Annotated in this window: 29 protein-coding genes and 1 pseudogene; 21 read left to right on the top strand and 9 right to left on the bottom strand. The window is 68.9% G+C overall.

Annotated features, from left to right (window positions below):
- Positions 1-22 precede the first annotated feature (22 nt).
- Genes pcaD through ACODRX_RS19630 form a run of 6 tightly spaced genes read left to right on the top strand, consistent with a single transcriptional unit; the run spans position 23 to position 4,649 of the window.
- The gene (pcaD, locus tag ACODRX_RS19655) at positions 23-820 is read left to right on the top strand and encodes a 3-oxoadipate enol-lactonase (RefSeq protein ID WP_488873221.1); all 798 of its coding nucleotides are present in this window, start codon (positions 23-25) and stop codon (positions 818-820) included.
- 15 nt (positions 821-835) lie between these two features.
- Complete coding sequence (locus tag ACODRX_RS19650; protein ID WP_488873220.1) at positions 836-1,132, top strand: YciI family protein; 297 nt, start codon at positions 836-838, stop codon at positions 1,130-1,132.
- A gap of 29 nt (positions 1,133-1,161) precedes the next feature.
- On the top strand, positions 1,162-1,884 hold the full coding sequence (locus ACODRX_RS19645; RefSeq protein ID WP_488873219.1) for an SDR family oxidoreductase: 723 nt from the start codon (positions 1,162-1,164) through the stop codon (positions 1,882-1,884).
- Positions 1,885-1,932: 48 nt separating this feature from the next.
- On the top strand, positions 1,933-3,273 hold the full coding sequence (locus tag ACODRX_RS19640) for a short-chain fatty acid transporter (RefSeq protein WP_488873218.1): 1,341 nt from the start codon (positions 1,933-1,935) through the stop codon (positions 3,271-3,273).
- Positions 3,274-3,309: 36 nt separating this feature from the next.
- Entirely contained in the window at positions 3,310-3,594 is a 285-nt protein-coding gene (gene catC / locus ACODRX_RS19635) for a muconolactone Delta-isomerase (protein ID WP_488873217.1), read from the top strand.
- 56 nt (positions 3,595-3,650) lie between these two features.
- Positions 3,651-4,649 carry a Bug family tripartite tricarboxylate transporter substrate binding protein gene (locus ACODRX_RS19630; protein ID WP_488873216.1) on the top strand — a complete coding sequence of 333 codons (999 nt, stop codon included), beginning with the start codon at positions 3,651-3,653 and terminating at the stop codon, positions 4,647-4,649.
- A gap of 184 nt (positions 4,650-4,833) precedes the next feature.
- Here ACODRX_RS19630 and ACODRX_RS19625 read toward each other — a convergent pair whose 3' ends face one another.
- The 7 genes from ACODRX_RS19625 to ACODRX_RS19595 all read right to left on the bottom strand — a co-directional run bounded on the left by ACODRX_RS19625 (position 4,834) and on the right by ACODRX_RS19595 (position 9,598).
- Positions 4,834-5,736, bottom strand: coding sequence for a class I SAM-dependent methyltransferase (locus tag ACODRX_RS19625; RefSeq protein WP_488873215.1), 903 nt, complete (start codon positions 5,734-5,736; stop codon positions 4,834-4,836).
- Entirely contained in the window at positions 5,733-6,365 is a 633-nt protein-coding gene (locus tag ACODRX_RS19620) for a DUF1415 domain-containing protein (RefSeq protein WP_488873214.1), read from the bottom strand. The genes ACODRX_RS19625 and ACODRX_RS19620 overlap by 4 nt, the downstream gene beginning before the upstream one ends.
- A gap of 10 nt (positions 6,366-6,375) precedes the next feature.
- Positions 6,376-7,578: a deoxyguanosinetriphosphate triphosphohydrolase gene (locus tag ACODRX_RS19615; RefSeq protein ID WP_488873253.1), complete on the bottom strand. Its 1,203-nt coding sequence runs from the start codon at positions 7,576-7,578 to the stop codon at positions 6,376-6,378.
- A complete protein-coding gene (gene aroB / locus ACODRX_RS19610; protein ID WP_488873213.1) occupies positions 7,578-8,675 on the bottom strand; it encodes a 3-dehydroquinate synthase in 1,098 nt (365 codons plus the stop codon). Before aroB ends, ACODRX_RS19615 begins: the two co-directional genes overlap by 1 nt.
- A gap of 124 nt (positions 8,676-8,799) precedes the next feature.
- On the bottom strand, positions 8,800-8,985 hold the full coding sequence (locus ACODRX_RS19605; RefSeq protein ID WP_488873212.1) for a type II toxin-antitoxin system VapB family antitoxin: 186 nt from the start codon (positions 8,983-8,985) through the stop codon (positions 8,800-8,802).
- A 44-nt stretch (positions 8,986-9,029) separates the two neighbouring features.
- Positions 9,030-9,434 (bottom strand): group II truncated hemoglobin, encoded by a 405-nt coding sequence (locus ACODRX_RS19600; RefSeq protein ID WP_488873211.1) that lies wholly within the window; start codon positions 9,432-9,434, stop codon positions 9,030-9,032.
- Positions 9,435-9,463: 29 nt separating this feature from the next.
- Positions 9,464-9,598 (bottom strand): hypothetical protein, encoded by a 135-nt coding sequence (locus ACODRX_RS19595; RefSeq protein WP_488873255.1) that lies wholly within the window; start codon positions 9,596-9,598, stop codon positions 9,464-9,466.
- A gap of 57 nt (positions 9,599-9,655) precedes the next feature.
- Here ACODRX_RS19595 and ACODRX_RS19590 point away from each other — a divergent pair.
- From ACODRX_RS19590 to ACODRX_RS19565, 6 genes and pseudogenes are all read left to right on the top strand, one after another.
- A pseudogene (locus ACODRX_RS19590) lies at positions 9,656-9,772 on the top strand (LysR family transcriptional regulator); the annotation flags it as partial.
- A gap of 127 nt (positions 9,773-9,899) precedes the next feature.
- The gene (locus ACODRX_RS19585) at positions 9,900-10,865 is read left to right on the top strand and encodes a tripartite tricarboxylate transporter substrate binding protein (protein WP_488873210.1); all 966 of its coding nucleotides are present in this window, start codon (positions 9,900-9,902) and stop codon (positions 10,863-10,865) included.
- Positions 10,862-12,142, top strand: a complete 1,281-nt coding sequence (locus ACODRX_RS19580) for a 3-isopropylmalate dehydratase large subunit (protein WP_488873209.1) — start codon at positions 10,862-10,864, stop codon at positions 12,140-12,142. The genes ACODRX_RS19585 and ACODRX_RS19580 overlap by 4 nt, the downstream gene beginning before the upstream one ends.
- Positions 12,139-12,672 (top strand): LeuD/DmdB family oxidoreductase small subunit, encoded by a 534-nt coding sequence (locus ACODRX_RS19575; protein ID WP_488873208.1) that lies wholly within the window; start codon positions 12,139-12,141, stop codon positions 12,670-12,672. Before ACODRX_RS19580 ends, ACODRX_RS19575 begins: the two co-directional genes overlap by 4 nt.
- Before the next feature lie 10 nt (positions 12,673-12,682).
- Positions 12,683-13,537 (top strand): isocitrate lyase/PEP mutase family protein, encoded by an 855-nt coding sequence (locus ACODRX_RS19570; protein WP_488873252.1) that lies wholly within the window; start codon positions 12,683-12,685, stop codon positions 13,535-13,537.
- Positions 13,538-13,600: 63 nt separating this feature from the next.
- Positions 13,601-14,359, top strand: a complete 759-nt coding sequence (locus tag ACODRX_RS19565) for a GntR family transcriptional regulator (RefSeq protein ID WP_488873207.1) — start codon at positions 13,601-13,603, stop codon at positions 14,357-14,359.
- Between the two features lie 60 nt (positions 14,360-14,419).
- Here ACODRX_RS19565 and ACODRX_RS19560 read toward each other — a convergent pair whose 3' ends face one another.
- Entirely contained in the window at positions 14,420-16,954 is a 2,535-nt protein-coding gene (locus ACODRX_RS19560; protein ID WP_488873206.1) for an ABC transporter permease, read from the bottom strand.
- Between the two features lie 165 nt (positions 16,955-17,119).
- Here ACODRX_RS19560 and ACODRX_RS19555 point away from each other — a divergent pair, with 165 nt between their 5' ends.
- The 9 genes from ACODRX_RS19555 (at position 17,120) to ACODRX_RS19515 (ending at position 23,583) form a co-directional block, all read left to right on the top strand.
- The gene (locus tag ACODRX_RS19555) at positions 17,120-17,668 is read left to right on the top strand and encodes a GspH/FimT family pseudopilin (RefSeq protein WP_488873205.1); all 549 of its coding nucleotides are present in this window, start codon (positions 17,120-17,122) and stop codon (positions 17,666-17,668) included.
- Positions 17,659-18,318 (top strand): type IV pilus modification protein PilV, encoded by a 660-nt coding sequence (gene pilV, locus ACODRX_RS19550; RefSeq protein WP_488873204.1) that lies wholly within the window; start codon positions 17,659-17,661, stop codon positions 18,316-18,318. The genes ACODRX_RS19555 and pilV overlap by 10 nt, the downstream gene beginning before the upstream one ends.
- Positions 18,315-19,211: a PilW family protein gene (locus ACODRX_RS19545; RefSeq protein WP_488873203.1), complete on the top strand. Its 897-nt coding sequence runs from the start codon at positions 18,315-18,317 to the stop codon at positions 19,209-19,211. Before pilV ends, ACODRX_RS19545 begins: the two co-directional genes overlap by 4 nt.
- 12 nt (positions 19,212-19,223) lie before the next feature.
- Positions 19,224-20,006, top strand: coding sequence for a pilus assembly PilX family protein (locus ACODRX_RS19540; protein ID WP_488873202.1), 783 nt, complete (start codon positions 19,224-19,226; stop codon positions 20,004-20,006).
- 1 nt (position 20,007) lies between these two features.
- Positions 20,008-21,234, top strand: a complete 1,227-nt coding sequence (locus tag ACODRX_RS19535) for a PilC/PilY family type IV pilus protein (protein WP_488873201.1) — start codon at positions 20,008-20,010, stop codon at positions 21,232-21,234.
- Between the two features lie 13 nt (positions 21,235-21,247).
- Positions 21,248-21,670: a type IV pilin protein gene (locus ACODRX_RS19530; RefSeq protein ID WP_488873200.1), complete on the top strand. Its 423-nt coding sequence runs from the start codon at positions 21,248-21,250 to the stop codon at positions 21,668-21,670.
- A 72-nt stretch (positions 21,671-21,742) separates the two neighbouring features.
- On the top strand, positions 21,743-22,828 hold the full coding sequence (gene ribD / locus ACODRX_RS19525) for a bifunctional diaminohydroxyphosphoribosylaminopyrimidine deaminase/5-amino-6-(5-phosphoribosylamino)uracil reductase RibD (RefSeq protein WP_488873199.1): 1,086 nt from the start codon (positions 21,743-21,745) through the stop codon (positions 22,826-22,828).
- A gap of 82 nt (positions 22,829-22,910) precedes the next feature.
- The gene (locus ACODRX_RS19520) at positions 22,911-23,150 is read left to right on the top strand and encodes a DUF6364 family protein (RefSeq protein WP_488873198.1); all 240 of its coding nucleotides are present in this window, start codon (positions 22,911-22,913) and stop codon (positions 23,148-23,150) included.
- Positions 23,140-23,583, top strand: a complete 444-nt coding sequence (locus ACODRX_RS19515) for a TA system VapC family ribonuclease toxin (protein WP_488873197.1) — start codon at positions 23,140-23,142, stop codon at positions 23,581-23,583. The genes ACODRX_RS19520 and ACODRX_RS19515 overlap by 11 nt, the downstream gene beginning before the upstream one ends.
- Here ACODRX_RS19515 and ACODRX_RS19510 read toward each other — a convergent pair.
- Positions 23,571-23,882, bottom strand: coding sequence for a hypothetical protein (locus tag ACODRX_RS19510; RefSeq protein ID WP_488873196.1), 312 nt, complete (start codon positions 23,880-23,882; stop codon positions 23,571-23,573). The genes ACODRX_RS19515 and ACODRX_RS19510 overlap by 13 nt on opposite strands.
- Positions 23,883-23,997 lie beyond the last annotated feature (115 nt).

The following is a 23,997-nucleotide window of genomic DNA, read 5'->3' as shown; positions in this document are numbered from 1 at the left end:
TTTCCATTCACCGAGCCCCACCATGACCACTTCGCAGCTGACCACCGCCGCCGGCACTTTCCGCATAGCCCTGCAAGGCCCCGAGGAGGCACCCGTGCTGGTGTTCTGCAATTCGCTGGGCACCACGCTGGAGATGTGGGACGCGCAGGCGCGCAGCTTTGCCAGCCAGTACCGTGTGCTGCGCTACGACACCCGCGGCCATGGCGCCAGCGTGGCCAGCCCCGGCCCGTACAGCATCGCCCAGCTGGGCGGCGACGTGCTGGCCATCCTGGATGCGCTGCACATAGCCCGGGCGCATTTCTGCGGCATCTCGATGGGCGGCCTCACCGGCCTGTGGCTGGGCGTGCATGCCGCGCCGCGCCTGCGCAGCCTCACCGTGGCCAACAGCGCCGCCAAGATCGGCTCCGCAGCCGCGTGGAACGAGCGCGCCGCGCAGGTGCGCGCCAACGGCGCCGCCGGCATGCGGGCGCTGGCCGACTCCTCGCCCGGCCGCTGGTTCACCGAGGGCTTCATCGCCGCCCAGCCCGCCACCGTGCAGGCCGCGCAGGGCTGGATCGCCGGCATCGACCCCGAAGGCTATGCCAGCTGCTGCGAGGCCCTGGCGCAGGAAGACCTGCGGGCCGCGATCGCCGCCATCGCCACCCCCACCCTGCTGATCGCGGGCAGCGGCGATCCGGTGACCACGGTGGCCGATGCCGAGGCCATGCGCGCCGCCATCGCGGGCGCCGAGCTGGCGGTGGTGCCGGCATCGCATCTGTCCAACCTCGAGGCGCCGCAGGCCTTCGACCTGGCGCTGGCCAGCTTCCTGCAAAAGCACTGAGTCCCGGAGCCCGGCATGCCCTACATGATCGAGACCTTCGACAAGCCCGGCCACCAGGCGGTGCGCCAGGCGCACCGCGCCGCGCACCTGGAATTCCTGGCGCACAACGCCCGGCTGCTGCTGGCCTGCGGCGCCAAGCTGCACGACGACGGCAGCGACCTGGGCGGCGGCCTGTACATCGTCGACCTGGACACGCGCGAGGCGGCCCAGGCCTTCATCGAGGCCGACCCCTTCCACCTCGCGGGCCTGTTCGAGAACGTCCGCATCACGCGCTGGCGCAAGGCCTATGTGGCCGGCGAGTGCTGCCTGTAAGAACCCCGCCCTTGCGAAGAAAAGACCCCATGCCCTCCACCTCCACCCCGCGCGTGCTGATCACCGGCGGCGGCGCCGGCATCGGCGCGGCCACGGCCGCGCGCTGCCGCGCCGACGGCTATGAGCCCGTCATCATCGACCGCAACGTGGACCAGGTGCCCGGCGGCATCCAGGCCGACCTGAGCCATGCGGACGACACGGCGCGCGCGCTGCAGCAGGCGCTGGCCGGCGGCCCCATCACCCGCCTGGTGAACAACGTGGGCGTGGTGGTGCCGGCCGACGCCGCCTCGCAGACCCTGGCCGAGTTCGAGCTGGCCATGCAGCTCAACCTGCGCTGCGCCTTCCAGTGCATGCAGGCCCTGCTGCCCGGCATGAAGGAGGCTGGCTTCGGGCGCATCGTCAACATGTCCTCGCGCGCCGCGCTGGGCAAGGATCTGCGCACCGCCTACGCCGCCTCCAAGGCCGGCCTGATCGGCATGACCCGCGTGTGGGCGCTGGAGCTGGGCCAGTGGGGCATCACCGCCAACGCCATCGGTCCCGGCCCGATCCGCACCGAGCTGTTCGACAAGGCCAACCCGCCCGATGCGCCGCGCACGCACAAGATCATCCAGTCCGTGCCCGTCAAGCGCGTGGGCACGCCCGAAGACGTGGCCCACGCCGTGGCCTACATGCTCGACGAGCGCAGCGGCTTCGTGACCGGGCAGGTGCTCTACGTCTGCGGCGGCATGACGGTGGGCGTCGCCGGCGTATAAGCCACTTGCGTTGGCGTTTGCGCTTCCTTTTTCCCAATATTTCAGTTCATGTCCAAAATCACCGCGTTCTTCACCGAGCTGATGCGCAAGTATCTGCCGGACCCATTCGTCTTCGCCATCTTGCTCACCCTGCTGACCATGGTGCTGGCATTCACGGTCGAGAGCCGCCCGCTCAACCTCGTGGTGGAGGACTGGGGCAAGGGCTTCTGGAGCCTGCTGGCCTTCACCACCCAGATGGCGGTGATCCTGGTGATGGGCTATGTGCTGGCGGCCGCGCCCATCGTGGACCGCTTCCTCAACCGCATCGCGAGCCAGGTGCATACGCCGCGCGGCGCCATCATCGTGGCCACGCTGGTGGGCTGCATCGGCAGCTACCTGAACTGGGGCTTCGGCCTGGTGATCGGCGGCATCATGGCCAAGAAGCTCGCGCTCAAGGTCAAGGGCGTGCACTACCCGCTGGTCATCGCCTCGGCCTACACTGGCTTCACCATGTACAGCCTGGGCCTGTCGGGCACGATCCCGGTGCTGATCTCCACCCAGGGCCACAGCTTTGAAAAGCAGATGGGCCTGGTGCCGCTGACCGAGACCATCTTCTCGCCGCTGATCCTGCTCACCGCGCTGGCGGTGCTGATCGTGCTGCCGCTGCTCAATGCCGCCATGCATCCCAAGGCCGGCGAGCCGGTGACCGAGATCAGCCCCGAGCTCGCCGGCAACGAAGACGCCAAGACCGGCAGCGCCGCCAGCCTGCTGGGCGACGAGAAGACCCTGGCCGGCCGCCTGAACAACAGCCGCGCGCTGAGCCTGCTGATCGGCCTGGCCGGCATGGCCTACGTGGCCATGCACTTCCTCAAGGGCGGCTCGCTCGACCTGAACATGATCAACTTCTTCATCCTGTTCCTCGGCGTGCTGCTGCTGGGCACACCGATGAAGTACGTGGAGAAGGTGAACGAGGGCGTCAAGACCATCGGCGGCATCATCCTGCAGTTTCCGTTCTACGCCGGCATCATGGCCATCATGCATGCCTCGGGCCTGGTCGAGTCGATCGCCCACGGCTTCGTGAATTTCTCCAGCGCCCAGACCCTGCCGCTGTGGGGCCTGGTGAGCTCGTTCTTCATCAACTTCTTCGCGCCGTCGGGCGGCGGCCACTGGGTTCTGCAGGGCCCGTTCATGATCGAGGCCGCCAAGGCCCTCGGCGCCTCGCAGGCGCATACCGCCATGTCGGTGATGCTGGGCAACGGCTGGAACGACCTGGTGCAGCCGTTCTGGATCCTGCCGGCGCTGGCGCTGTCGCGCCTCAAGCTCAAGGACATCATGGGCTACACCGTGGTTTCCATGCTGGTCGTCGGCGCCATCTACGCCGGCGCCATGCTCATCTGGCCGCATCTGTGATGCGGCCGCCCCCCAACTTTCACTCAGGAGACCCCCATGCTGTACATGGTTGAAATGACCGTCAACATCCCCCACTCCGTGGCGCCGGAGCAAGCGGCAAAGATCAAGCAGGAAGAGAAGGAATACTCGCAGCAGCTGCAGCGCGAAGGCAAGTGGCGCCACCTGTGGCGCGTGGTCGGCGAGTACGCCAACGTCAGCATCTTCGACGTGCAGAGCAACGACGAGCTGCACAGCCTGCTCAGCGCGCTGCCGCTGTTCCCCTACATGCAGGTCAAGGTCACGCCGCTGGCCAACCACCCTTCGTCCATCGTCCAGGAATGACGGCCGCGGGCGCCGGCCCTGCCCGCGCGCCCCGCCGCCACCAACAGAAAGCATCCATGCCCCACTCCACCACCTTCACCCGCCGCCAGGGCCTCAGGGCGCTGGGCGCCGCCGCGCTGGCCATCGCCGGCGCCGCACCGGCGCTGGCTGCAGACAGCTTCCCCGGCAAGCCCATCACCATCGTCGTGCCCTTCGTGGCCGGCGGCACCACCGACATCCTGGCCCGCATCGTGGGCCAGGCCATGGGCGAGAGCCTGGGCCAGTCGGTGATCATCGACAACCGCGCCGGCGCGGGCGGCAACATCGGCGGCCAGTACGCCGCGCGCGCGGCGGCCGACGGCTATACCCTCTTCATGGGCACCGTGGGCACGCACGCCATCAACGAATGGCTGTACGCCAAGATGCCGTTCAAGCCCAACCAGGACTTCGCGCCGCTGACCCGCGTGGCCAACGTGCCCAACCTGCTGGTGGCCAATCCGCAGCAGCCCTTCAAGACCGTGAAGGAGCTGATCGCCTACGCCAAGGCCAACCCCGGCAAGGTGAACTTCGGCTCTTCGGGCAGCGGCAGCTCGGTGCACCTGTCGGGCGAGCTGTTCAAGATGATGACCAAGACGGACATCGTGCACATTCCCTACAAGGGCAGCGCACCGGCGATGACCGACCTGCTGGGCAACCAGATCGCCATCATGTTCGACAACATGCCCTCGGCCATCCAGCATGTGCGCTCGGGCAAGCTGCGCCCCATCGCGGTAACCACGGCCAAGCGCTCGCCCGAGCTGCCCGACGTGCCCACCGTGGCCGAGGCCGGCGTGCCGGGCTACGAGGCCATGTCGTGGTTCGGCCTGTTCGTGCCCGCCAAGACGCCGGCCGCGGTGCAGGCCAAGCTGCACGAGGCCGTCGCCCAGGCCCTGAAGAACCCGGCCGTGGCCAAGAAGATCCAGGAGCAAGGCGGCGAGGTGGTGATCGAGACGCCCGCCCAGTTCGGCGCCTTCATCAAGGCCGAGAACGAGAAATGGAAGAAGGTGGTGAAGGAGTCGGGCGCGACCGCCGGCTGACCCCCTGAGGCGCTGCGGGGCGGCCCTTGCTCGGTGTCCGCGGCTGGGCTGCGCGAGTTTCCTACGCGGCGCCATAAGCGATTGCTGTACCAGACTATCAAATCAGGAGCTGCCAGCGCCTTATCCATCTTGGTTTCATAATCAATTGCATCTAAAATCAATAATGGACAGGCGCTGACAGCTCTTATTTTTGCAATGGCTCGGGCAGGTTCGGATAGCGGTGCGCCAGCGCCTCGGCCAGCCCGAACTCATCGAGTATGGCGCGCAGCCGCTCGGCCGCGCTGCGCTTTTTCTGGCCGCTGTGGCGCGCCAGGATCAGCTCGTTCTTCATGCTGTGCTCCCAGCCGACCAGCTCGGTCACCGTCACCTGGTAGCCCTGGCTCTCCAGGTACAGGCAGCGCAGCACATTGGTGATCTGGCTACCCATCTCACGCGTGTGGATGGGGTGGCGCCACAATTCGGCCAGCGGCGTGCGCGCCAGCGACAGCGCCTTGCCCTGGCGCAGGCAGGCGGCCACCTCGGCCTGGCAGCAGGGCACCAGCACCATGGCCCGGGCCTGCTTTTGCAGGCCGAACGCGATGGCATCGTCGGTGGCGGTGTCGCAGGCGTGCAGCGCCGTCACCACGTCGAAGCGCGCGGGCATGAAGTCGGCGCGCGTGGAGTCGGCCACCGACATGTTCAAAAATTCCATGCGCTCGAAGCCCAGCTCGGCCGCCAGCTGCTGCGAGCTTTCCACCAGCGGCGCGCGGGTCTCGATGCCGTAGATATGGCCGCGCCCGAGCTGCCTGAAATACAGGTCGTAGAGGATGAAACCCAGGTAGGACTTGCCCGCGCCGTGGTCGGCCAGCGTGGCCGCATGCCCGTTGGCGGACAGCTCCTGCAGCAGCGGCTCGATGAACTGGTACAGATGGTAGACCTGCTTGAGCTTGCGGCGCGAGTCCTGGTTGAGCTTGCCATCGCGCGTGAGAATGTGCAGCGCCTTCAGCAGCTCGATCGACTGGCCGGGCCGCAGCTCCAGCTGCTGGGCCGCATCGGAGGGTGCGGCGGCTGCGGCAGGTACGGCGGCCTTGGCCTTGCCGCGGCTCATTCGGCCGCGCCCGGCGAGGGTGGCGCCGGCGGATGCGGAAACGGGCAGCGCGCGCCCACGCCCAGGTCCAGCCAGCCTTCGATGCCCAGCTGCTCCAGCACCTCCATGTTGCGCTCGTAGATGGTCTCGGCCTCGGGGAAGGCCTCCACCGCCTTGTCGATGCTGTCCTCGCGCAGCAGGTGCAGCGTGGGGTACGGCGAGCGGTTGGTGCAGTTGGTGACGTCGTCGACCTCGGTGCCCTCGAACTGGAACAGCGGATGGAAGGACGCGACCTGCAGGATGCCGCCCAGCTCCAGCTCCTCGATCATGCTGTCGGCCAGGTCGAGGAAGTCGTTGAAGTCCAGGAAATCGTGCAGCGCATACGGCAGGATCAGCAGCGTGGTGTCGCGCAGCTCGGCATTGGCCTCGGCCAGCGCCTCCAGCTCGCGGTGCAGCTCGTGCGCCACGCCTTCGGCGTCCACCGCCTCGCTCACCGCGTAGTGGATCTGCCCCTTGGCATGCACACCCTTGGCGAAGGGGCACAGGTTGAGGCCGATCACGGCCTTCTCCAGCCAGGCGACCGTGTCGGCAATGGCAATCTCGCGCAGCTCGGCATGCGACTGCGGATGCAGGATGGGTGGTGGGGTCATGGCCCCTATTTTACGGGGCCATGCCCAGCAGCTGCAGCCCGGTGAGCCGCGCGTGCTCGCGGGCGGCGTAGCGGTCGGTCATGCCGGCGATGAAATCCGCCACCACGCGGGCGCGCTCCGCCTGGCCCGCCACCTCGCCCGCGCGGGCGGCAAAGCGCGGCTTCATCTCGTGCGGCGACTGCAGGTAGATGCCGAACAGCTCGCGCACCACCCGCTTGGCCAGGCCCGTGGTCTCCATCACCTGCGGATGGCGGTACAGGTTGGCGAACAAAAAGCGCTTGAGCTGCAGCGACTGCTCGCGCATCGCCGGGCTGAAGCCCACCAGTGGCGACTGGGCCGGCAGCGCCCGCACCGCATCCACGTCGGCCGGCCGGGCCTCGGCCAGCGCCGCGCCGGTGTGGCGGATCACGTCGTAGACCTGTTCGCTGAGCATGCGGCGTATGGTCTCGTGCAGCAGGTAGCGTTCGCGCCGGTGGTGGCCCCCATCGGCCAGCTGCGGGTGCTCGCGCAGCGTCTCGCCGGCATAGCGGGCAAACAGCGGCACCTGCATCAGCTGCTCCAGCGTGATGAGGCCGGAGCGCACGCCGTCGTCCACATCGTGCGCGTTGTAGGCGATCTCGTCGGCCAGGTTGGCCAGCTGCGCCTCGAGGCTGGGCAGCCGCCCGTGCAGGAAGCGCCAGCCCACGCCACCCGGCTCGCGCGCCTCGATGCGGCGGGCATTGGCGGCCGAGCAGTGCTTGAGGATGCCCTCGCGCGTCTCGAAGCACAGGTTCAGGCCGCTGTGGCCGGGGTAGCGCTCCTCCAGCGTATCGACCACGCGCAGGCTCTGCAGGTTGTGCTCGAAGCCGCCGTAGCCGCGCATGCAGTCGTTGAGCTCGTCCTGCCCCGCATGGCCGAAGGGCGTGTGCCCCAGGTCGTGCGCCAGGCAGACGGCCTCGATCAGGTCTTCGTTCAGGCGCAGCATCCGGCCGATCGAGCGGCCGAGCTGCGCCACCTCCAGCGAATGCGTAAGCCGCGTGCGAAACAGGTCGCCCTCGTGGTTGAGGAACACCTGCGTCTTGTAGACCAGCCGCCGGAACGCGGTGGAATGTACGATGCGGTCGCGGTCGCGCTGGAATTCGCTGCGCGTGGGCGCCGCTGGCTGCGCATGCAGCCGGCCCCGGCTCGCGGCCGAATGGCAGGCGTAAGGGGCGAGGCCAGCCTCCGAGAGCATCATGCGCAGCAAACGTCGATCACTTCGCGCACCAGCGCATCGGGCGCTTCGCGCACCACCGCCTTGCCCGGCCCGTCGATGAGCACGAAGCGGATCGCGCCAGCCTGCGATTTCTTGTCCAGCTGCATCAGCTCCAGGTAGCGGCCGGCGTTGTCTTGCGCATCGAGCAGCGCGCCCCTCACAGGCAGGCCGGCGCGCTGCACCAGGCTGCGCAGCCGCGCCACAAAGGCGGCATCGACCAGCCCCAGGCGCTGCGACAGCTCGGCCGCCATCACCATGCCGGCGGCCACGCCCTCGCCGTGCAGCCATACGCCATAACCCATGCCAGCCTCGATCGCATGGCCGAAGGTATGGCCAAAATTCAGAATCGCCCGCAGATCGGACTCGCGCTCGTCCTGCGCCACCACATCGGCCTTGATCTCGCAGCTGCGGCGCACCGCGTGCGCCAGCGCCGCCTTGTCGCGGGCCACCAGCGCATCGATGTTCTGCTCCAGCCAGCCGAACAGCGCCATGTCGGCGATCGGCCCGTACTTGATGACCTCGGCCAGGCCCGCGCTCAGCTCGCGCGCGGGCAGCGTGTCGAGCGTGTCCAGGTCGCAGACCACGAGGCGCGGCTGGTAGAAGGCGCCGATCATGTTCTTGCCCAGCGGATGGTTGATGCCGGTCTTGCCGCCCACCGATGAATCCACCTGCGACAGCAAGGTGGTGGGCACCTGCACGAAAGGCACGCCGCGCATGTAGCAGGCGGCGGCAAAGCCGCTCATGTCGCCCACCACGCCGCCGCCCAGCGCGAACAGCACGGTCTTGCGGTCGGCGCCATGCGTGAGCAGCGTGTCGAAGATGCTCTGCAGCGTCTGCCAGTTCTTGTGCTCCTCGCCGTCGGGCAGCACCACCAGCTGCACCTGCGCATACTGGCCCTGCAATGCGGCCTGCAGCCGCGCAGCATACAGCGGCTGCACGGTGGTGTTGGTGACGATCAGCGCGGCGCGCGCCTGGGGCAGCTTGGCCAGCGCGGTCACCTGGTCGAGAAGGCCTGAGCCGATGCAGATCGGGTAGCTGCGCTCGCCCAGGGCGATAGTGAGGGTGTGTGTGGACATAGAGATCAATCAAGGAAAAGAGCTACCCAGCCAGCACGTGCAGTAGCGGAGCTTACGCCCTCCCCCGCTAGAGGAGGGCTGGTGTGAGAGCCAGCTGCGTTCAATCACTTCTTACAAGGCGCAGTCATCCACGGGGAATATCAGGCATTTCGGGACTGCTCCCGCCCAGGCCTGCCAAACGCTTTGCAGCTTGCAACCGTACAAAAGTCTCCAATGCCACCGAGAACAAATCGGCTTCATCCATGGCAGAGTCTGCCAACTCAAGTGCATGCGAATACAGCGCGTCATCGATATCGATGGTGACAATCACAGGGGCCTCCGACGGAATCAATTCGCCATTATTCCTTAGCTCAGCTACACGCCCCGGTTGCGCATCCAGTCCGCCGTCTGGGAAAAGCTCTGCTTCAGCCGCTCGCGCAGCTCGGCGGGCACCTCCACATCGCCCATGGCCTGGTCCATGCAGGCCAGCCACTGGTCGCGCTCCAGGATGCCGATGGAAAACGGCATGTGCCGCATGCGCAGCCGCGGGTGGCCGAAGCGGCTGATGTAGTGGTCGGGCCCGCCCAGCCAGCCACACAGGAACCAGAACAGCTTGTCGCGCGCGCTGTCGAGCGACGGCCCATGCGCCGCGCGCAGCGCGGCATAGCCGGGCTCCAGGTCCATCAGGTCGTAGAAGCGGTCGACCAGCGCGCGCACGCGCGCTTCGCCTCCGATCCAGTCAAAGGGGCTGCGGGTGGGGGTGGACGGGTCTTGCGGCATGGCACGAGCGAGGGCAAAACCCCGCATTGTCAGGCATGCGGCATGTCCGCACCGGCGCGCAGGGACACGAACACGCCGGCCGCCGTGGCCACGGTAATGCCCTCGCCCGCCATGCGCACCGTGCTGAAGATGCCCGTGGCCATGCCGGCGCGCTCGCGCGGCATGCAGCGTGTGCCAGCCGATCTGGCGCGGCGCCCCAGCCTGCGCTACCGCTTCCTGGCCAGCTCCTGGCCGAGCGCCTCACGCACAGCGGCCAGTTCTCGGCGCTGTGGCCGTCGAGCCGGCAGCTCTTGCCCAAGGTACGCGCCTTTGTGGCCTTTGCCGGCGAACGGCTGTTCAACGCGACCACGCCGGGCGAGCACCTATCGCAAACCCCAGCAAACCACCTGGTCCTGTTGATCGGCACGGCCCAAGCGCCGACCATCACGGCACAAGCTCGATACACAAGAATCCACGGAGACCCCCATGTACCGCAAGCATTTTTTGCTGGGCAGCCTGGCGCTCATACTTGAGGCCATGGCGCTGCCGGCAGCCGCGCAGGCAGGCCATCCCATCACCATCGTGGTCGGCGCCACGCCCGGCGGCTCCACGGATACGCTGGCGCGCGTCATCGGCCAGAGCATCAGCGCCACGCTCAAGCGAACCGTCGTCGTGGAAAACAAGCCCGGCGCAGGAGGCAATATCGCTGCGCAATATGTGGCCAAAAGCACGCCCGACGGCAACACTTTGCTGATGAGCTTCACCAGCCATACCATCAATGCCACGCTGTTCAAGAATCTGCCATTCGATCCCGTGGCCGACTTCACGCCGATCACGATGGTGGCGCAGGTGCCCAGCGTGCTGGTGGCGCGCAAGAACGCTCCTTTCGACGATTTGAAGGGCTTGATCAGCTACGCCCGCAAGAACCCGCACAAACTCTCCTTCGCCATAGGAGGACAGGGCTCATCGCTGCACCTGGCGAGCGAGCAGTTCAAGTTCGCAACCCAAACCGACATCGTCAATATTCCCTACAAGGGCACGGGTCCGGCGCTCACCGACCTGCTTGCAGCGACCACCGTGGACCTGATGTTTGCCAGCACCCTCAATGTGCTGCCGCACTACAGGCAGGGCACGCTCAAGTTCCTTGGCGTCAGCAGCCAAAAAGCACTGCCGCAGTTTCCCGGCTTGCCCGCCATCGCCGATACGGTTGCGGGCTACCACTCCGAGGCCTGGTTCGGCCTATTCGGCCCCGCCAGGCTACCCCGTGATGTAACGGAAACCTTGTACGCGGCCGTGCGGCAGGCACTGGACGCGCCGGCCTACCGCCGGCGCATGGACGCGGAGGCGGCGTCCGTCCCCACGATGACGCCCGGCGAGTTTTCCGACTTCATCAAGAAGGACGTGGCGTTCTGGGGAGACATCGTCAAGAAATCCGGAGCCATGGTGGAATGATGCCTCGTACATTGGCCCAGAAGCTCATCGGCAGGGCATGCGGCAACCCGCAAGTCCGCCCCGGCGACATCGTCACCTGCAAGGTGGACCTGGCGATGATGCACGACTCGGGCGGCCCGCGCCGCCTCAAGCCCCATCTGGATGCCCTGGGCGCGCGTGTCTGGGCCCCCGAGCGCATCGTCGTCGTCACCGATCACTATGTGCCCGCCATGGACGAAAGCAGCGCGCAGATCGTTCGCATCGCCCGCGATTGGGTGAAGGAGCAAGGCATTGCGCACTTCTATGACGAGCAAGGCATCTGCCACGTAGTCATGCCCCGCCACGGCCATCTGCACCCGGGCATGTTTGCCGTGGGAGGCGACAGCCACTCCTGTACGGGCGGCGCCTTCGGGGCCTACATGTTCGGCATAGGCGCCACCGAGATGCTGGGGGTGGCCGTGACCGGAGAAATCTGGCTGCGCGTGCCGGAGACCATCGCGATGGAATGGCGAGGCCGGCTGCCCACCGGCGTATGCGCCAAGGACATGATGCTGCACATGTGCACGCGATTCGGCATGAACGGCGGCCAGTACGAAGCCATCGAATACCGCGGAGAGGCTGTGCAGGCCCTGTCGATGAACGAGCGCATGACTCTGAGCAACATGGCCACCGAAATGGGCGCTCAAACAGGGCTGGTGGCGCCGGACAGCACCACCGTGGACTGGTTGCGCGCAGCCGGCGTCGGCGCACAAGCGCTCCAGGACGTGGAGCAATGGCACAGCGACGAAGGTGCTTCATTTCTGCAGTACCACCCCATGGACGCCGCGGCTTTGGCGCCCCAGGTTTCTGCGCCGGGCTCTCCCGCGCAGGCCGCCGATGCTGGCGCATTTGCACATGAGCGCCTGGACATTGCCTACATCGGCGCCTGCACCGGAGCCAAGCTGGACGATCTGCGCATGGCTGCCCAGGTATTTCGCGGCGGCCGCAAGGCCGCGGCCGGGGTACGGCTCATGGTTGCGCCAGCCAGCGCACAAGACCAGCGCCAGGCCGTACGCGAAGGCGTGCTGCAGGTGCTGCTGGATGCGGGCGCCGAACTGCTCCCGAATACCTGCGGTGCGTGCGCGGGCTATGGCGCCAATACATTCGCCGATGGAGCGAATGCCATCAGCACCACCGCACGGAACTTCAAGGGCCGCATGGGCGCAGCATCGTCGCGCGTATTCCTCGGTTCGCCCTACACGGTTGCCGCATCGGCCATTACCGGCCATGTCACCGATCCGCGGGAGTTCCTCGCATGACGAACACCTTCACCACAGGCAACAGCTGGATCTTGGGCGACGACATCAACACAGACTACCTGGCGCCTGGCAAGTACATGAAATACGGCATCGACACCATTGCCCAGCACTGCCTGGAAGATGTCGAGCCACGCTTCGCACGCGAGGTACGCCCAGGCGACATCATCTTCTGCGGCAACAATTTCGGCGCCGGTTCATCGCGCGAGCAAGCCGTGGAAGTGCTGCGCTTTCTCGGCGTGCGCTGCGTCATCGCGCGCTCGTTCGCGGGCCTGTTCTACCGCAATGGATTCAACCTGGGCCTGCCTTTGCTGCAGGGCCCGCCGGACGATCCCGCGCCGGCCTGGGGAATCGCCCACGGCGCCCACGTGCAGCTGGACCTGCCTCGCGCCCGGATCGAACTTCCTGAAAGCGGACGCGCCCTTGCGTGCCAGCCCATTCCCGGGCACCTCCTGGCCCTGGTTGAAGACGGGGGTCTGATTCCCCACCTGAGAAAGCGTCTCGAACGTGAAAACCAATCCCGACGGCCTTGATGCCGAGCACATGAATCTTCAGCGGCGCATTCACCAGCCCGGAATCATCCTTGCCCCTGGCGTGTACGACGCATTGAGCGCACTGCTGGTGCAGCAGGCCGGCATGCAGGCTGCGTACCTGTCGGGAGCCAGCATCGCCTATACCCGGTTCGGCCGGTCCGACATCGGGCTGCTCAGCCTGGACGACGTGGCCAATGTCACTACCAACATCCGCGAGCGCGTCGGCCTGCCCCTCATCGTGGATGCCGACACCGGCTTCGGCAACGCACTCAATGTGATGCGAACGGTACGCCTGCTGGAGCGCGCCGGTGCCTCGGCGATCCAGATCGAGGACCAGACCAGCCCCAAGCGCTGCGGCCATCTGCAGGGCAAGTCCGTCATACCCACGCATGAGATGTGCGGCAAGATCCGCGCGGCCGTGGACGCGCGCCGCAGTGCCGCCACGCTCATCATTGCGCGCACCGATGCCGTGGCGGTCGAAGGCTTTGCCGCAGCGCTGGAGCGCGCGGCGCGCTATGCCGACGCGGGCGCCGACATGCTGTTCGTCGAAGCCGTGCGCAGCCGCGAGCACATGGAGGCAGCCAATGCCCAGCTCGGCCCCTTGCGCCCCCTGATGGTGAACATGGTGGAAGGCGGGATGACACCTGTGTCGTCGGCCCGGGCCCTGCAAGATATCGGCTATCGACTGGCGATCTTCCCCGGAGGAACCGTGCGTGCCCTCACCCACGCGCTGCAAGGCTACCTGGCCAGCCTGCAAGCCCATGGGACCACCCAGCCTTGGCGCGATCGCATGCTGGACTTCGACACGCTCAACGCGGTCATCGGCACCCCCGAATTGCTGGCTCTTGGCCAGCGCTATGATTGACCGGGCAGCACCCCGAAGCCGACACTCCTATCCGGTCCCTTCTGCGCCCATAGAGGAGAGTGCATGAGACCGCCCGCCAGCACCGTCCCGCTGTTCCAGCAAGTCGCAGAGATCCTGCGCCAACGCCTGCGGGATGGCATCTACCCGCTGGGGATTCCCCTGCCTGGCGAACGCGAACTTACACGAGAGTTCGGCGTGGCGCGTACCACCGTGCGATCGGCGCTGTCGCGGCTGCAGGAGGAAGGGAAAATCATCCGATTGCGCGGCCAGGGCACCATGCCCCTGGAGCAAGCCAGTACCGACGCACACGCCAAGATCCGCAACGGACTGCTGGAAAACATACTTCGCTTCGGCCAGCGCACGCGCATCACCTTGCAGTCCGCGCACTACGTGGCGGCAGACGCAAAAATAGCCGAGGCCCTGCAGCTGCAGCCCGAAAGCCGCGTCATGCGTATCGTGCGAGTACGCAAGTCAAGGCATATTCCCTTGCAATGCACCGAGGTCTATCTGCCTGCGGCCATTGCCGAGCTGATCGATCTGCGGGCGCTGGAAGATCTGCCGCTGCTCGAAGCCATCGAACGCGCAGGCCATCCATTTGCCCAAGGCGAGCAGGAACTCATTGCGGTGAATGCCACGCCCGAAGTGGCCCAGATGCTGCAAATCCCCACCGGGGCACCGCTGCTGCGCATCCACCGGGTGGTATCAGACGCCCAAGGCGTGCCCCTCCAGTACCTCATCGGCCACTACGCCCCTGCCCGCTACCATTACCGCATGCGCCTGTCGCGCACCGGCGGATCGACGAAGGTCTGGATCACCGATTGAGCACGCATGCGGTGCATGCGGCAGTGGCGCATCAAGGCTTGTATCGGCGGCGGCAGCACGTCACTCCACCGCCGCCTCGCGCAGCGTGGCCATCACCGGGCGGGTCAGCACCTCGCGCAGGCCCCACCAGCCGGCGGCCAGCGCCAGCGCCGCGCCCACGGCACCGCCGGCCAGCGGCACCCAGGGCGACGGCAGCCAGGCAAACTCGAACACATAGCGCGCCAGCGCCCAGCCAATCGCCATCGCCACCACGCTGGCCAGCACTCCGGCCAGCAGGCCCACGCCTGCCAGCTCGGCGCGCTGCACCTGGCGCAGCAGGCCCGAGCCAGCGCCCACGGCACGCATGATGGCGAATTCGCGCGCGCGCTCTTCGCGCGTGGCGGTGATGGCGCCGAACAGCACCACCAGCCCGGCCGCCAGCGTGAAGCCGAACAGGTACTCCACCGCGCGGATCACCTGGTCGAGCACCCGCTGCAGCTGTGCGATGGTGGCGCGCAGGTCCACATTGGTGATGTTCGGAAACTCGCGCACCAGCGCATTGTCGAAGCCCGGCACATCGGGGGCGCGGTAGGCGGCCAGGTAGGTCACGGCCACATCGTCCATGCGCTCCACCGGGTAGATCACGAAGAAATTCGCCCGCATCCTGCCCCAGTCCACCTTGCGCAGGCTGGTGATGGTGCTCTCGCGCTGCACGCCGCCCATGTCGAAGCGCAGCCGGTCGCCAAGCTTGAGGCCCAGCGTCTCGGCGATGCCCGACTCCACGCTGACGCCCTGCGCATCGCCCGCTGTCCAGCGGCCCGCGACGATCTGGTTGTTCTCCGGCGGCGCGGCGGTGTACGAGATATTGAACTCGCGGTCCACCAGCCGCTGCGCGCGCTCTTCGGTGTAGTCCTGCGGGCTCACGTCGCGGCCGTTGACCTGCAGCAGCCGCCCGCGCACCATCGGGTACCAGTCGAGCTTGTCCACCCCGGCCCGCGCCACCGCCTGCCTGAAGGGCTGCGCCTGGTCGGGCATGATGTTGATGACGAAGCGGTTCATCGCATCGGGCGGCGTGGTCTGGCGCCAGCTCTGGATCAGGTCGGTGCGCAGCAGCACCAGCAGCACCAGCGCCATCAGGCCCACGGCCAGGCCGCTGACCTGCACCACGGTGAACCACGGCCGCGCCGCCACCTGGCGCGTGGCCAGCACCAGCCAGCGCGGCGCGGTGTTCTCGTTGACGGCGCGGCGCAGCAAGGCAATGGCCGCCGCGCCCAGTGCGGCGAACAGCAGCGCCGCCGCCGCGAAGCCGCCCACGGCTATGCCGCCGAGCTTGAGATCGCCGCTCACCAGCACCAGCAGCGCGGCAAACCCCGCCACGCCCAGCGCCAGCACCGAGGCCGACGCCGGCTTGATCGCGCCCAGTTCGCGCCGCAGCACATGCAGCGGCGGCACCCGCGCCAGCTGCAGCACCGGCGGCAGGCCGAAGGCCGCCAGCAGCGTCAGCCCCATGCCCATGCCCAGCGCCGCGGGCCACCAGCTCGGCGGCGGCAAGGCGGTGTCGACCAGATCGGCCAGCAGCCGCACGAACACCTCGTGCACCGCAAAGCCCAGCGCCACGCCCAGCACGCTGGCCGCCAGGCCCGCCGCGGCAAACTCCACCACATAGGCGCCGGCGATGCGGCGCTGCGCCAGCCCCAGCACGCGCAGCAGCGCGGCGCCCTGCAGATGGGCCTCGGCGAAGCTGCGCGCCGCCAGCGCCACCGCCACCGCCGACAGCAGGGCCGCCAGCAGCGCCACCAGGTTGAGGAACTTCTGCGCGCGCTCGATCGTCTGCTGCATCTCGGGGCGGCCGCTGTCCAGCGACTCTATGCGCACGCCGCGGCTGGCGGCAGCGCCATCCACGCCCTTGAGCTGCTGCTCGGCCCATTGCGCAAAGGCCTTCACCTGGCGGGGCTCGCCCGCCACCGCGAAGCGGTAGACCAGGCGGCTGGCCGGCTGCACCAGGCCGGTGGCGGCCAGGTCGGCCTCGCGCATCATCACCCGCGGCGCAAAGTTCAGAAAGCCGGCGCCGCGGTCCGGCTCCACCGTGATCACGCGGGCGATGCGCAGCTGCCTGTCGCCCAGCCACAGCTTCTGCCCGGGCCGCAGGTTCAGCGCTTCGAGCAGCCCCTCGTCCACCCAGACCTCGCCGCTGCCGGGTATGCCGGCAGCCACCGCGTCGGGCAGGCCCGGCGCATCGGCCACGCGCAGGCTGCCGCGCAGCGGATAGCCCGGCTGCACCGCCTTCAGCGCCACCAGCCGGCTCTCGCCGCCATCGGCGTCGTCGGCCCGGGCCATGGTCGGAAAGCTCGCCGAAACCGCGCCGGCGAGCTGCAGCGCGGCTGCCCGCTGCACATAGGCGGCCGGCGTGGGCTGGTCGCTGACCACCACCACATCGCCGCCGAGCAGCTGGCCGGCATCGCGCTTGAGCCCGGCCTGCAGCCGGTCCGAAAAGAAACCCACCGACGCCAGCGCCGCCACCGCCAGCGCCACGGCCACCAGCAATAGCCGCAGCTCGCCCGCCCGCCAGTCGCGCCACAGCTGGCGCAGCCCCAAGGAAAAAATGCTCTGACCCATGGAGCGATACGGTAGCGGAGTTGGGGAAACCCTCTGCGAACGCCCGGCTTCACGCGGCCGCCCCACCGCGCAAGCCGCTCATCGCGCCACCACGACCGTTCGTCCTGGTTTCTGCCCCAAGACGCGGTGCCGCCGCTAGCATCCGCGCCCATGCAGCTACGGTATTTGCCCCTCCCGCGCCTGCCGGCTGGCTTCAGCGCCGCCGAGCTGCTGGCGGTGCTCGCCGTCATGGCGATCGTGGTGGCGCTGGCGGCACCCAGCTTCAGCGGGCTGATCGACCGCTGGCGCGTACGCCAGGCGGCCGAGGGGCTGCAGTCCACGCTGTACTACGCGCGCTCGGAGGCCATCCGGCGCGGCGGCCGCGTGGCCATGCGCAAGCATCCGCAAAACACCGAGGGCTGCAGGCAGGCCGCCACCACGCAGGCCTGGGGCTGCGGCTGGTTCGTGTTCGTGGACAGCAACCGCAACGGCACGCGCCAAGCCAATGAGGCGCTGCTGCAGACCGTGGCGCCGCCCACCGGGCTCGACATCATGCGCCGGCCTGGCGGCCCGGTCATCCAGTTCGACCGCTACGGCATGGCCAACGGCGCGAACATCTTCAGCTTCACCATCTCGCCGGCCGCCTCGGGCATCGCATCGCCCGCGACCCGCACGCTGTGCCTGGCCAGCGGCGGCCGCATACGGATACTGGAAGGAGAGGCCTCATGCCAATAGCGGCAACCCGCTGCAGCCGCCAGCGCGGCTTCAGCCTGATCGAGGCGCTGGTGGCCCTTTTGGTCACCGCGCTGGGCCTGCTGGGCATCGTGGGCCTGCAGCTGCGCGCCCTGGCCGACACCCAGACCGCGGTGCGCCGCGCGCAGGCGCTGCGGCTGATCGAGGACCTGGGCGAGCGCATGAGGACCAACCCGAATGCGCTGCTGAACATCGCGCAGTACCTGTCCAGCTACGGGCAAAAAGGCGGCGACATCCACGCCACCGACTGCGCCGCCACCGCCTGCAGCCCGGCGCAGCTGGCCCGGTACGACCTGCGGCAATGGAAGACCACGGTACAGCACAGCCTTCCCGCCGGGCAGGCCAGCGTGTTCTTCGCGCCCGGCGAAGCCGCCGGCGGCGACCGCCGCCAGCTCGGCGTGATGATCGCCTGGCGCGAGAACGAGCGCCGCATCGACGACCCGCACGACCGGCAGGCCTACCGCGACCCCATCGACGCCAGCCAGCTGCGCCAGGCAGACGGCAGCTTCACCCCGGGCGCGGGCGGCGCCAACGCCTGCCCCGCGGGGTTCAGCTGCCATCTGCAATGCCTGGGGGTTTCGGCCCGTTGCGCACCCTACGCGCCCGGCGGCAGCCAGGTGTACTGCCCATGACGCGGCCGCGCCGGCCATTGCGCATGCGCGGCCTGCAGCGCGGCACCACGCTGGTCGAGCTGCTGCTTGGCCTGGCCACCGGGTTGCTGGTGGTTGCGGTGGCCATCGGTGCGCTGATGCTCGTGCGTGGCAGCTCCGCCAGCATCGGCGATGCCAGCGGCATTCAGCAGCAAGCGGCCTACATCATGCGGGTGCTAGGCCTGCAGCTGCGCCAGGCCGGCTCGCTGTACCTGAACCCCGATGCAGCGGGCGGCGCCGGCACCGACGCGCTGGGCGCGGTGGTGTTCGAGACCCGAGCCCAGGCGCACGGCGGCGGCAACGGCTTCGCGCCCGAAGACCGGCTCGTGGGCGGCGCCCAGGCCATGGCGATTGGCTTTCGGCGCTATGCGGAGCGGGTATTCCTGACCGGCAGTGCCACCGGCAGCGACTACCTGATGCGCAACTGCACCGGCGGCCCGGGCAGCAAAAGAGCCAATGGCAGCCCCAACAGCGACGCGCGCATCGAAAGCATCTTCAACTTCGCCGACGGCAGGCTGCTGTGCGCCGGCAACGGCGCGGCGCCGCAGCCCATCGCCCACAACCTCGCGCAGTTCGAGCTGGCCTACCTGGTGCAGACCGTGGCCGGCAATGGCGGCGCCCAGCTGCAGTACCGCAAGGGCAGCGACATGCCGCACTCCGATCCCGGCGACCCCGTCTGGCGCCAGGTGCAGGGCGTGCAGGTCTGCCTGGTGCTGCACGGCAGCGAGCCGGTCGACATGCCCGCCGGCAGCGGCTACATCGACTGCGGCGGCAGGCATGTGGACATCACCGGCCTGGCCGACCCTGGGCGCAGGAATCGCATGCACCTGCTGTTTCGCAACACCTTCCAGCTGCGCAGCCAGGGGCTGCCCTAGCCAGCGACCGCCATGCCGCAGCCCGCACATGCCGCCATCGCCAGCATCGCCGCACGCCAGCACGGCGTGGCGCTGTTCATCGTCATCGTCTTCGTCATGCTCGCGCTGCTGCTGGCGCTGTGGGCATCGCGCACAGCGCTGTTCAACGAAATGGTGGTGGGCAACGATGCGGACTACCAGCGCGCCTTCGAGGCCGCCCAGGCGCTGCTGCAAGACGCCGAACTCGATATCCGCGGCGAGCGGGCCGATGGCAGCCGCTGCGACGCCGCCCCCTGCCGTGCCCATGCCGGCGCGCTGCAGTTTCCGGGCGATGCGGCGCAAATCACGCCCTTGCTCACCCTGCTGGCTGACGTGCAGCGCAACCCCACCCGCTGCAGGGATGCCCTGTGCGCACGGCGCGTGGGGCGGCAGGATTTCTGGAACCACACCGCCCAGGCCCCCGCCAAGCCACCGGCCAATGCGGCCCTGGGCGAAAGGCCGCTGCCCGAGATGCTGGCCGTGGGCGCGCGCTACGGCCAATACACCGGCGCGGCCAACTCCAGCGGCGCCGGCCAGCGCAACCCCATCCTGGCCGAGCGCGCCGCCGAACAGGGCGGCTGGTACTGGATCGAGATCATGCGCTACAGCGACCAGGCCCGCAACGCCAGCCTGATCGTGGATGCGCCCGCCGGCCAGCTGGCGCTGGACCTCGATGTGCCCGTGGTCTTTCGCATCACGGCCCTGGCCCAAGGGCTCAAGCCCGGCACCACCGCCGTGCTGCAGCAAACCTATGCCCGAGCGCGGCTCAAGGACTGACATGCCCCCTACCCAGCAACTGCCCAAGATCCTGGCCCTGGGCGCCAGCCTGGCTTTCGCCGCCCCCCAGGCGCGGGGCCTGGAGCCGGCGGCGCCGGGCCAAGCCTACGCCGCCCAGGCCACGCAGCTGAACAACGGCCGCCGGGCGATGGTGACGGGCAATGGCCGGCACGGCGCCCGCCAGCAAGCCCAGCTGCTGCTGCAGTACCTCGACGGCGACCGGGCGCTCAAGCGCATCCCGGCCGGCACCGATGCCTCGGGCAGCGGCCTGGCCGCGCCCGCGCTGGTGGATATCGACGGCGACGGCAGGGCCGACGTGGCCTATGCCGGCGACAGCCTGGGAAACCTCTGGAAGTTCGACCTCACCGGCAGCAACGACCAGGCCTGGGCCACCGCCTTCGGCCCCAACCGCCCGCTGTTCAGCGCGCGCGGCCCGCGGGCGCAGGGCAGCGGCCCGCGCAACCAGGCGCAGCCCATCAGCACTTCCCCCATCGTGCGGCCCAACGAGCGCCTGATGAGCCTGGGCACCGGCGGGCATGCCAGGGCCGCTCCGGTCGGCGGCATGATGGTCTTCTTCGGCACTGGCAGCCGCTTCAGCCCATGCGAGCGCCAGCAGGTACAGACCCTGTATGCGGTGCTGGACAACAGCCGCTACCGCAAACCAGCCGGCAAGCCCCTGCAAATTCACCCCGGCAGCAGCGCCAGCGGCTGCGCCGCCAGGCCCGGCGGCTGCATTCCCAGGCCTGCCCCTATTGGCACGCTCGCCGGCAACGGCGCGCCGCTGGCCCGGCAGCAAATCGCCGCGCTGGACCACGGCTTCGCCACCATCATGCCCATCCAGGAGCTGACGCCGGCCAGCTGGCAGAACTACCAGGGCTGGTACCTGGACCTGCCGGCCAGCGGCGAACGCCTGCTACAGCCCGCGCGGTTCCTGGCTGGCAGCAACATCCTGGTGGTCCATACCGAGACACCACCGCCCGGGCTGGGCAGCCAGCCAGGCTGCGTGCCCGCCAAGGCGGCCGCCGGCACCGCCAGCCGGTTCCGCACGCTGCTCAACATCATGGACGGCAGGCGCCCATCGGTGCCGCTCATGGACTACAACGGCGACGGCAGCTACGACGCCGCCGACCGCAACGCGGCCCGCGCGGCGCTGCAGGCCGGCCGCCCGGATACGCTGGCCCGCATGCCCGAGCAAGCCATCCGCCCGAGCTGGCGGCAGCTGCAATGAAAGGACCCAGGCCATGCAAGCCAAGCCGCCACGGGGCTTCAGCCTGATCGAGCTGGTTATCGTGCTGGCCATCGCCGCCATCCTCAGCGCCATCGCCCTGCCGAGCTACCACGAGTACATCCGCCGCGGGCACCGCGCACAAGCCCGCGCCGCTCTGCTGCAGGCGCAGCAATGGCTGGAGCGGGCCGCCACCGCCACCGGCAGCTACCCCGCAGCCCTGCCCACCGCGCTGAGCTGGGAAGGCGATGCCGGCAAGCGCTACCACATCGCCTACGCCCCCAGCGGCGAGCCCGTCAGCGGCTATACGCTGAGCGCCACGCCCCAGGGCGCGCAGGCCGGCGATCCATGCGGCAGCTACACGCTGGCCCACAACGGGCTGCGCGGCGCCGGCAACGCCACCTCCGGCGCCATCGTGGCCGAGTGCTGGGACCGATGATGGCCGCCACCGGCGGTAGTACCATCCCTGCTCTACCGATCGTCGCTACCCCCCTCTTGCATGGACAACTTGATGGACCTCGCGCTGGCCACCGCCCGGCAGGCGCTTTTCATAACCTCGCCCAACCCGCGCGTGGGCTGCGTCATCGCCGCGCCCGATGGGCAGGTGCTCGGCGTGGGGCATACCCAGCAGGCCGGCGGGCCGCATGCCGAGATCATGGCCATGCGCGATACGGCCGCGCGCGGGCACGATGTGCGCGGCGCCACCGCCTACGTCACGCTGGAGCCCTGCTCGCACCAGGGCCGCACCGGGCCCTGCTGCGATGCGCTGGCGGCAGCGGGCATCGCGCGGGTGGTGGCCTCGCTGGCCGATCCGAACCCGCTGGTCGCGGGCCAGGGCTTTGCGCGGCTGCGGGCCGCGGGCGTCGCGGTCGAGGTGGGGCCGGGCGCCGCGCAGGCGCGCGCACTCAACCTGGGCTTCTTCAGCCGCATGGTGCGCCGCCAGCCCTGGGTGCGGCTCAAGGCCGCGATGTCGCTCGACGGCGGCACCGCGCTGCCCGACGGCAGCAGCCAGTGGATCACCTCGGAGGCGGCGCGCGCCGACGGCCACCAGTGGCGGGCGCGGGCCTGCGCCATCCTCACCGGCGTGGGCACGGTGCTGGCCGACGATCCAGCGCTCGATGTGCGCTATGTGGACACGCCGCGCCAGCCGCGCCTGGTGGTGCTGGACAGCCAGCTGCGCACGCCGCCCACCGCGCGCTTGTTCGCCGCGCCGCGCCAGGTGCTGGTCTACTGCGCCAGCGCGCCGGCGCAGCAGCGCGCCGCGCTGCAGGCCGCGGGCGCCCAGGTGGTGGAGCTGCCCGATGGGCGGGGCCGGGTCGACCTGGCCCGCCTGCTGCACGAGCTGGCCGCGCGCGAGGTGAACGAGCTGCATGTGGAGGCTGGCGGCCAGCTCAACGGCGCACTGCTGGCCGCCGGGCTGGTGGACGAATGCCTGCTGTACCTGGCGCCCAAGCTGCTCGGGCAGGCGCAGACCGCCTTCAACGGCCTGCAGCTACCGAGCCTGTCGGCCGCTGCCGCCCTGGAAGTACGGCATATCGACAGCGTGGGGCCGGACATCCGCATCCAGGCCATGGTGCAGGGGCGCGACGGGTTCTGAAATGCCGCCCCCGGAATGCCGCATACAGAGCCGCCATGTATGCTGCAGAAATCTGTATGCATATATGGCAGGGGGATTCACCGTGAAAACCACGCTCAACCTGAACGATGCCTTGCTGAAGGAAGCGAAAACGCTGGCCGCGCAGCAGCGCACCAGCCTGACCCACCTGATCGAAGAAGGCCTGCAGTTGCGCCTGCGCATGCAGCAAAACCGCCTCCAGCCGCCATCGCTGCCCGTCCACCACGGACAGTGCGGGCTTGCCTCCGGGCTGGATGGCCTGAGCAACAAGGCACTGCTGGAGGCCGCAGACGGTGGCGCCTGATGTCGACGTGCTGGTGGCGGCCTCGCGCAGCGACCACCCCCATCACCTGCCGGCACGGCGCTGGCAGGAACAGGCATTGGCCGACGCGGGCCGGGGCGCCACTTTCACGCTGCAACCCATGGTCACCGCCAGCTTTCTCCGGCTGGTGACACATCCGAAGATATTCGTCCAGCCTACCCCCATGGCCGAAGCGCTGCGCTTCATCGAGGCGATCTTGGACTTTCCCGGCGTGACGGTGCCTGCGCTGGGGCCGGAATGGCCGCAGCTGCAGTCGCTATGTGCCGGCAAGGAGCTCAGCGGCAACGATGTTCCGGAGGCCTGGCTGGCGGCGGCAGCCCTGCACCAGGGCGGGCATGTGGTCAGCTTTGACGGCGACTTCAAGCGCCTGCTGCCCAGGTCTTGGTTCACGCGACTTGGCGCTCAGCTGGCATAGCCCAGGCAGGCCCCCGCATCGGGCATGCCGCGGCATTCGCGCAGCAGGCGGCGTTCGCGCTCGGTGGTGGTTTCGCCGCTGCCGCCGCTGTCGTGCTTGCTGCTCCTGCGGCTCCGCTGAGGCGCCTTGGTGCGCTGGCGCGGCTCCTTGGCCGCAGCCGCGGGCCGCTCGGCCTGCGCGGACGGCGGGCGCTTGGTGGCCTGCGCGGACGGCGGGCGCTTGGTGGCCTGCGCGGCGCTGCCGGCGCCCAGCGCCCATGCCAGCAGCAGGCCGGCCAGGCACAGTGATGTTCTTGCCATGTTTTCCTCCCCCTTCGGGCGCCAGCGTAGCAAAGAAATGGCCCCCACGCTTGCCCACTTCGTGTGGCCGCTGCCCCCCGAGGGGGCGCTTTTTGCCTTGGGGCGGCCCGGCGGC

The sequence above is a fragment of the Comamonas sp. FG99 genome (assembly GCF_057808605.1).
Note: the sequence above shows the minus strand (reverse complement) of the source record. Positions and strands in the feature narration are given on the sequence as shown.

What these genes read in the sequence shown, in the direction of transcription:
- ACODRX_RS19620 (WP_488873214.1), bottom strand. Translation starts at nt 6,365, where the DNA reads ATGACCCCACCACCCATCCTGCATCCGCAGTCGCATGCCGAGCTGCGC.
- ACODRX_RS19510 (WP_488873196.1), bottom strand. Translation starts at nt 23,882, where the DNA reads ATGGCAAGAACATCACTGTGCCTGGCCGGCCTGCTGCTGGCATGGGCG.
- ACODRX_RS19545 (WP_488873203.1), top strand. Translation starts at nt 18,315, where the DNA reads ATGACGCGGCCGCGCCGGCCATTGCGCATGCGCGGCCTGCAGCGCGGC.
- ACODRX_RS19630 (WP_488873216.1), top strand. Translation starts at nt 3,651, where the DNA reads ATGCCCCACTCCACCACCTTCACCCGCCGCCAGGGCCTCAGGGCGCTG.
- ACODRX_RS19560 (WP_488873206.1), bottom strand. Translation starts at nt 16,954, where the DNA reads ATGGGTCAGAGCATTTTTTCCTTGGGGCTGCGCCAGCTGTGGCGCGAC.
- ACODRX_RS19600 (WP_488873211.1), bottom strand. Translation starts at nt 9,434, where the DNA reads ATGCCGCAAGACCCGTCCACCCCCACCCGCAGCCCCTTTGACTGGATC.
- ACODRX_RS19570 (WP_488873252.1), top strand. Translation starts at nt 12,683, where the DNA reads ATGAATCTTCAGCGGCGCATTCACCAGCCCGGAATCATCCTTGCCCCT.
- ACODRX_RS19650 (WP_488873220.1), top strand. Translation starts at nt 836, where the DNA reads ATGCCCTACATGATCGAGACCTTCGACAAGCCCGGCCACCAGGCGGTG.
- ACODRX_RS19540 (WP_488873202.1), top strand. Translation starts at nt 19,224, where the DNA reads ATGCCGCAGCCCGCACATGCCGCCATCGCCAGCATCGCCGCACGCCAG.
- ACODRX_RS19585 (WP_488873210.1), top strand. Translation starts at nt 9,900, where the DNA reads ATGTACCGCAAGCATTTTTTGCTGGGCAGCCTGGCGCTCATACTTGAG.
- ACODRX_RS19640 (WP_488873218.1), top strand. Translation starts at nt 1,933, where the DNA reads ATGTCCAAAATCACCGCGTTCTTCACCGAGCTGATGCGCAAGTATCTG.
- ribD (WP_488873199.1), top strand. Translation starts at nt 21,743, where the DNA reads ATGGACCTCGCGCTGGCCACCGCCCGGCAGGCGCTTTTCATAACCTCG.
- ACODRX_RS19625 (WP_488873215.1), bottom strand. Translation starts at nt 5,736, where the DNA reads ATGAGCCGCGGCAAGGCCAAGGCCGCCGTACCTGCCGCAGCCGCCGCA.
- ACODRX_RS19595 (WP_488873255.1), bottom strand. Translation starts at nt 9,598, where the DNA reads ATGCCGCGCGAGCGCGCCGGCATGGCCACGGGCATCTTCAGCACGGTG.
- ACODRX_RS19565 (WP_488873207.1), top strand. Translation starts at nt 13,601, where the DNA reads ATGAGACCGCCCGCCAGCACCGTCCCGCTGTTCCAGCAAGTCGCAGAG.
- ACODRX_RS19530 (WP_488873200.1), top strand. Translation starts at nt 21,248, where the DNA reads ATGCAAGCCAAGCCGCCACGGGGCTTCAGCCTGATCGAGCTGGTTATC.
- ACODRX_RS19535 (WP_488873201.1), top strand. Translation starts at nt 20,008, where the DNA reads ATGCCCCCTACCCAGCAACTGCCCAAGATCCTGGCCCTGGGCGCCAGC.
- pilV (WP_488873204.1), top strand. Translation starts at nt 17,659, where the DNA reads ATGCCAATAGCGGCAACCCGCTGCAGCCGCCAGCGCGGCTTCAGCCTG.
- ACODRX_RS19580 (WP_488873209.1), top strand. Translation starts at nt 10,862, where the DNA reads ATGATGCCTCGTACATTGGCCCAGAAGCTCATCGGCAGGGCATGCGGC.
- ACODRX_RS19615 (WP_488873253.1), bottom strand. Translation starts at nt 7,578, where the DNA reads ATGCTCTCGGAGGCTGGCCTCGCCCCTTACGCCTGCCATTCGGCCGCG.
- ACODRX_RS19575 (WP_488873208.1), top strand. Translation starts at nt 12,139, where the DNA reads ATGACGAACACCTTCACCACAGGCAACAGCTGGATCTTGGGCGACGAC.
- pcaD (WP_488873221.1), top strand. Translation starts at nt 23, where the DNA reads ATGACCACTTCGCAGCTGACCACCGCCGCCGGCACTTTCCGCATAGCC.
- catC (WP_488873217.1), top strand. Translation starts at nt 3,310, where the DNA reads ATGCTGTACATGGTTGAAATGACCGTCAACATCCCCCACTCCGTGGCG.
- ACODRX_RS19645 (WP_488873219.1), top strand. Translation starts at nt 1,162, where the DNA reads ATGCCCTCCACCTCCACCCCGCGCGTGCTGATCACCGGCGGCGGCGCC.
- aroB (WP_488873213.1), bottom strand. Translation starts at nt 8,675, where the DNA reads ATGTCCACACACACCCTCACTATCGCCCTGGGCGAGCGCAGCTACCCG.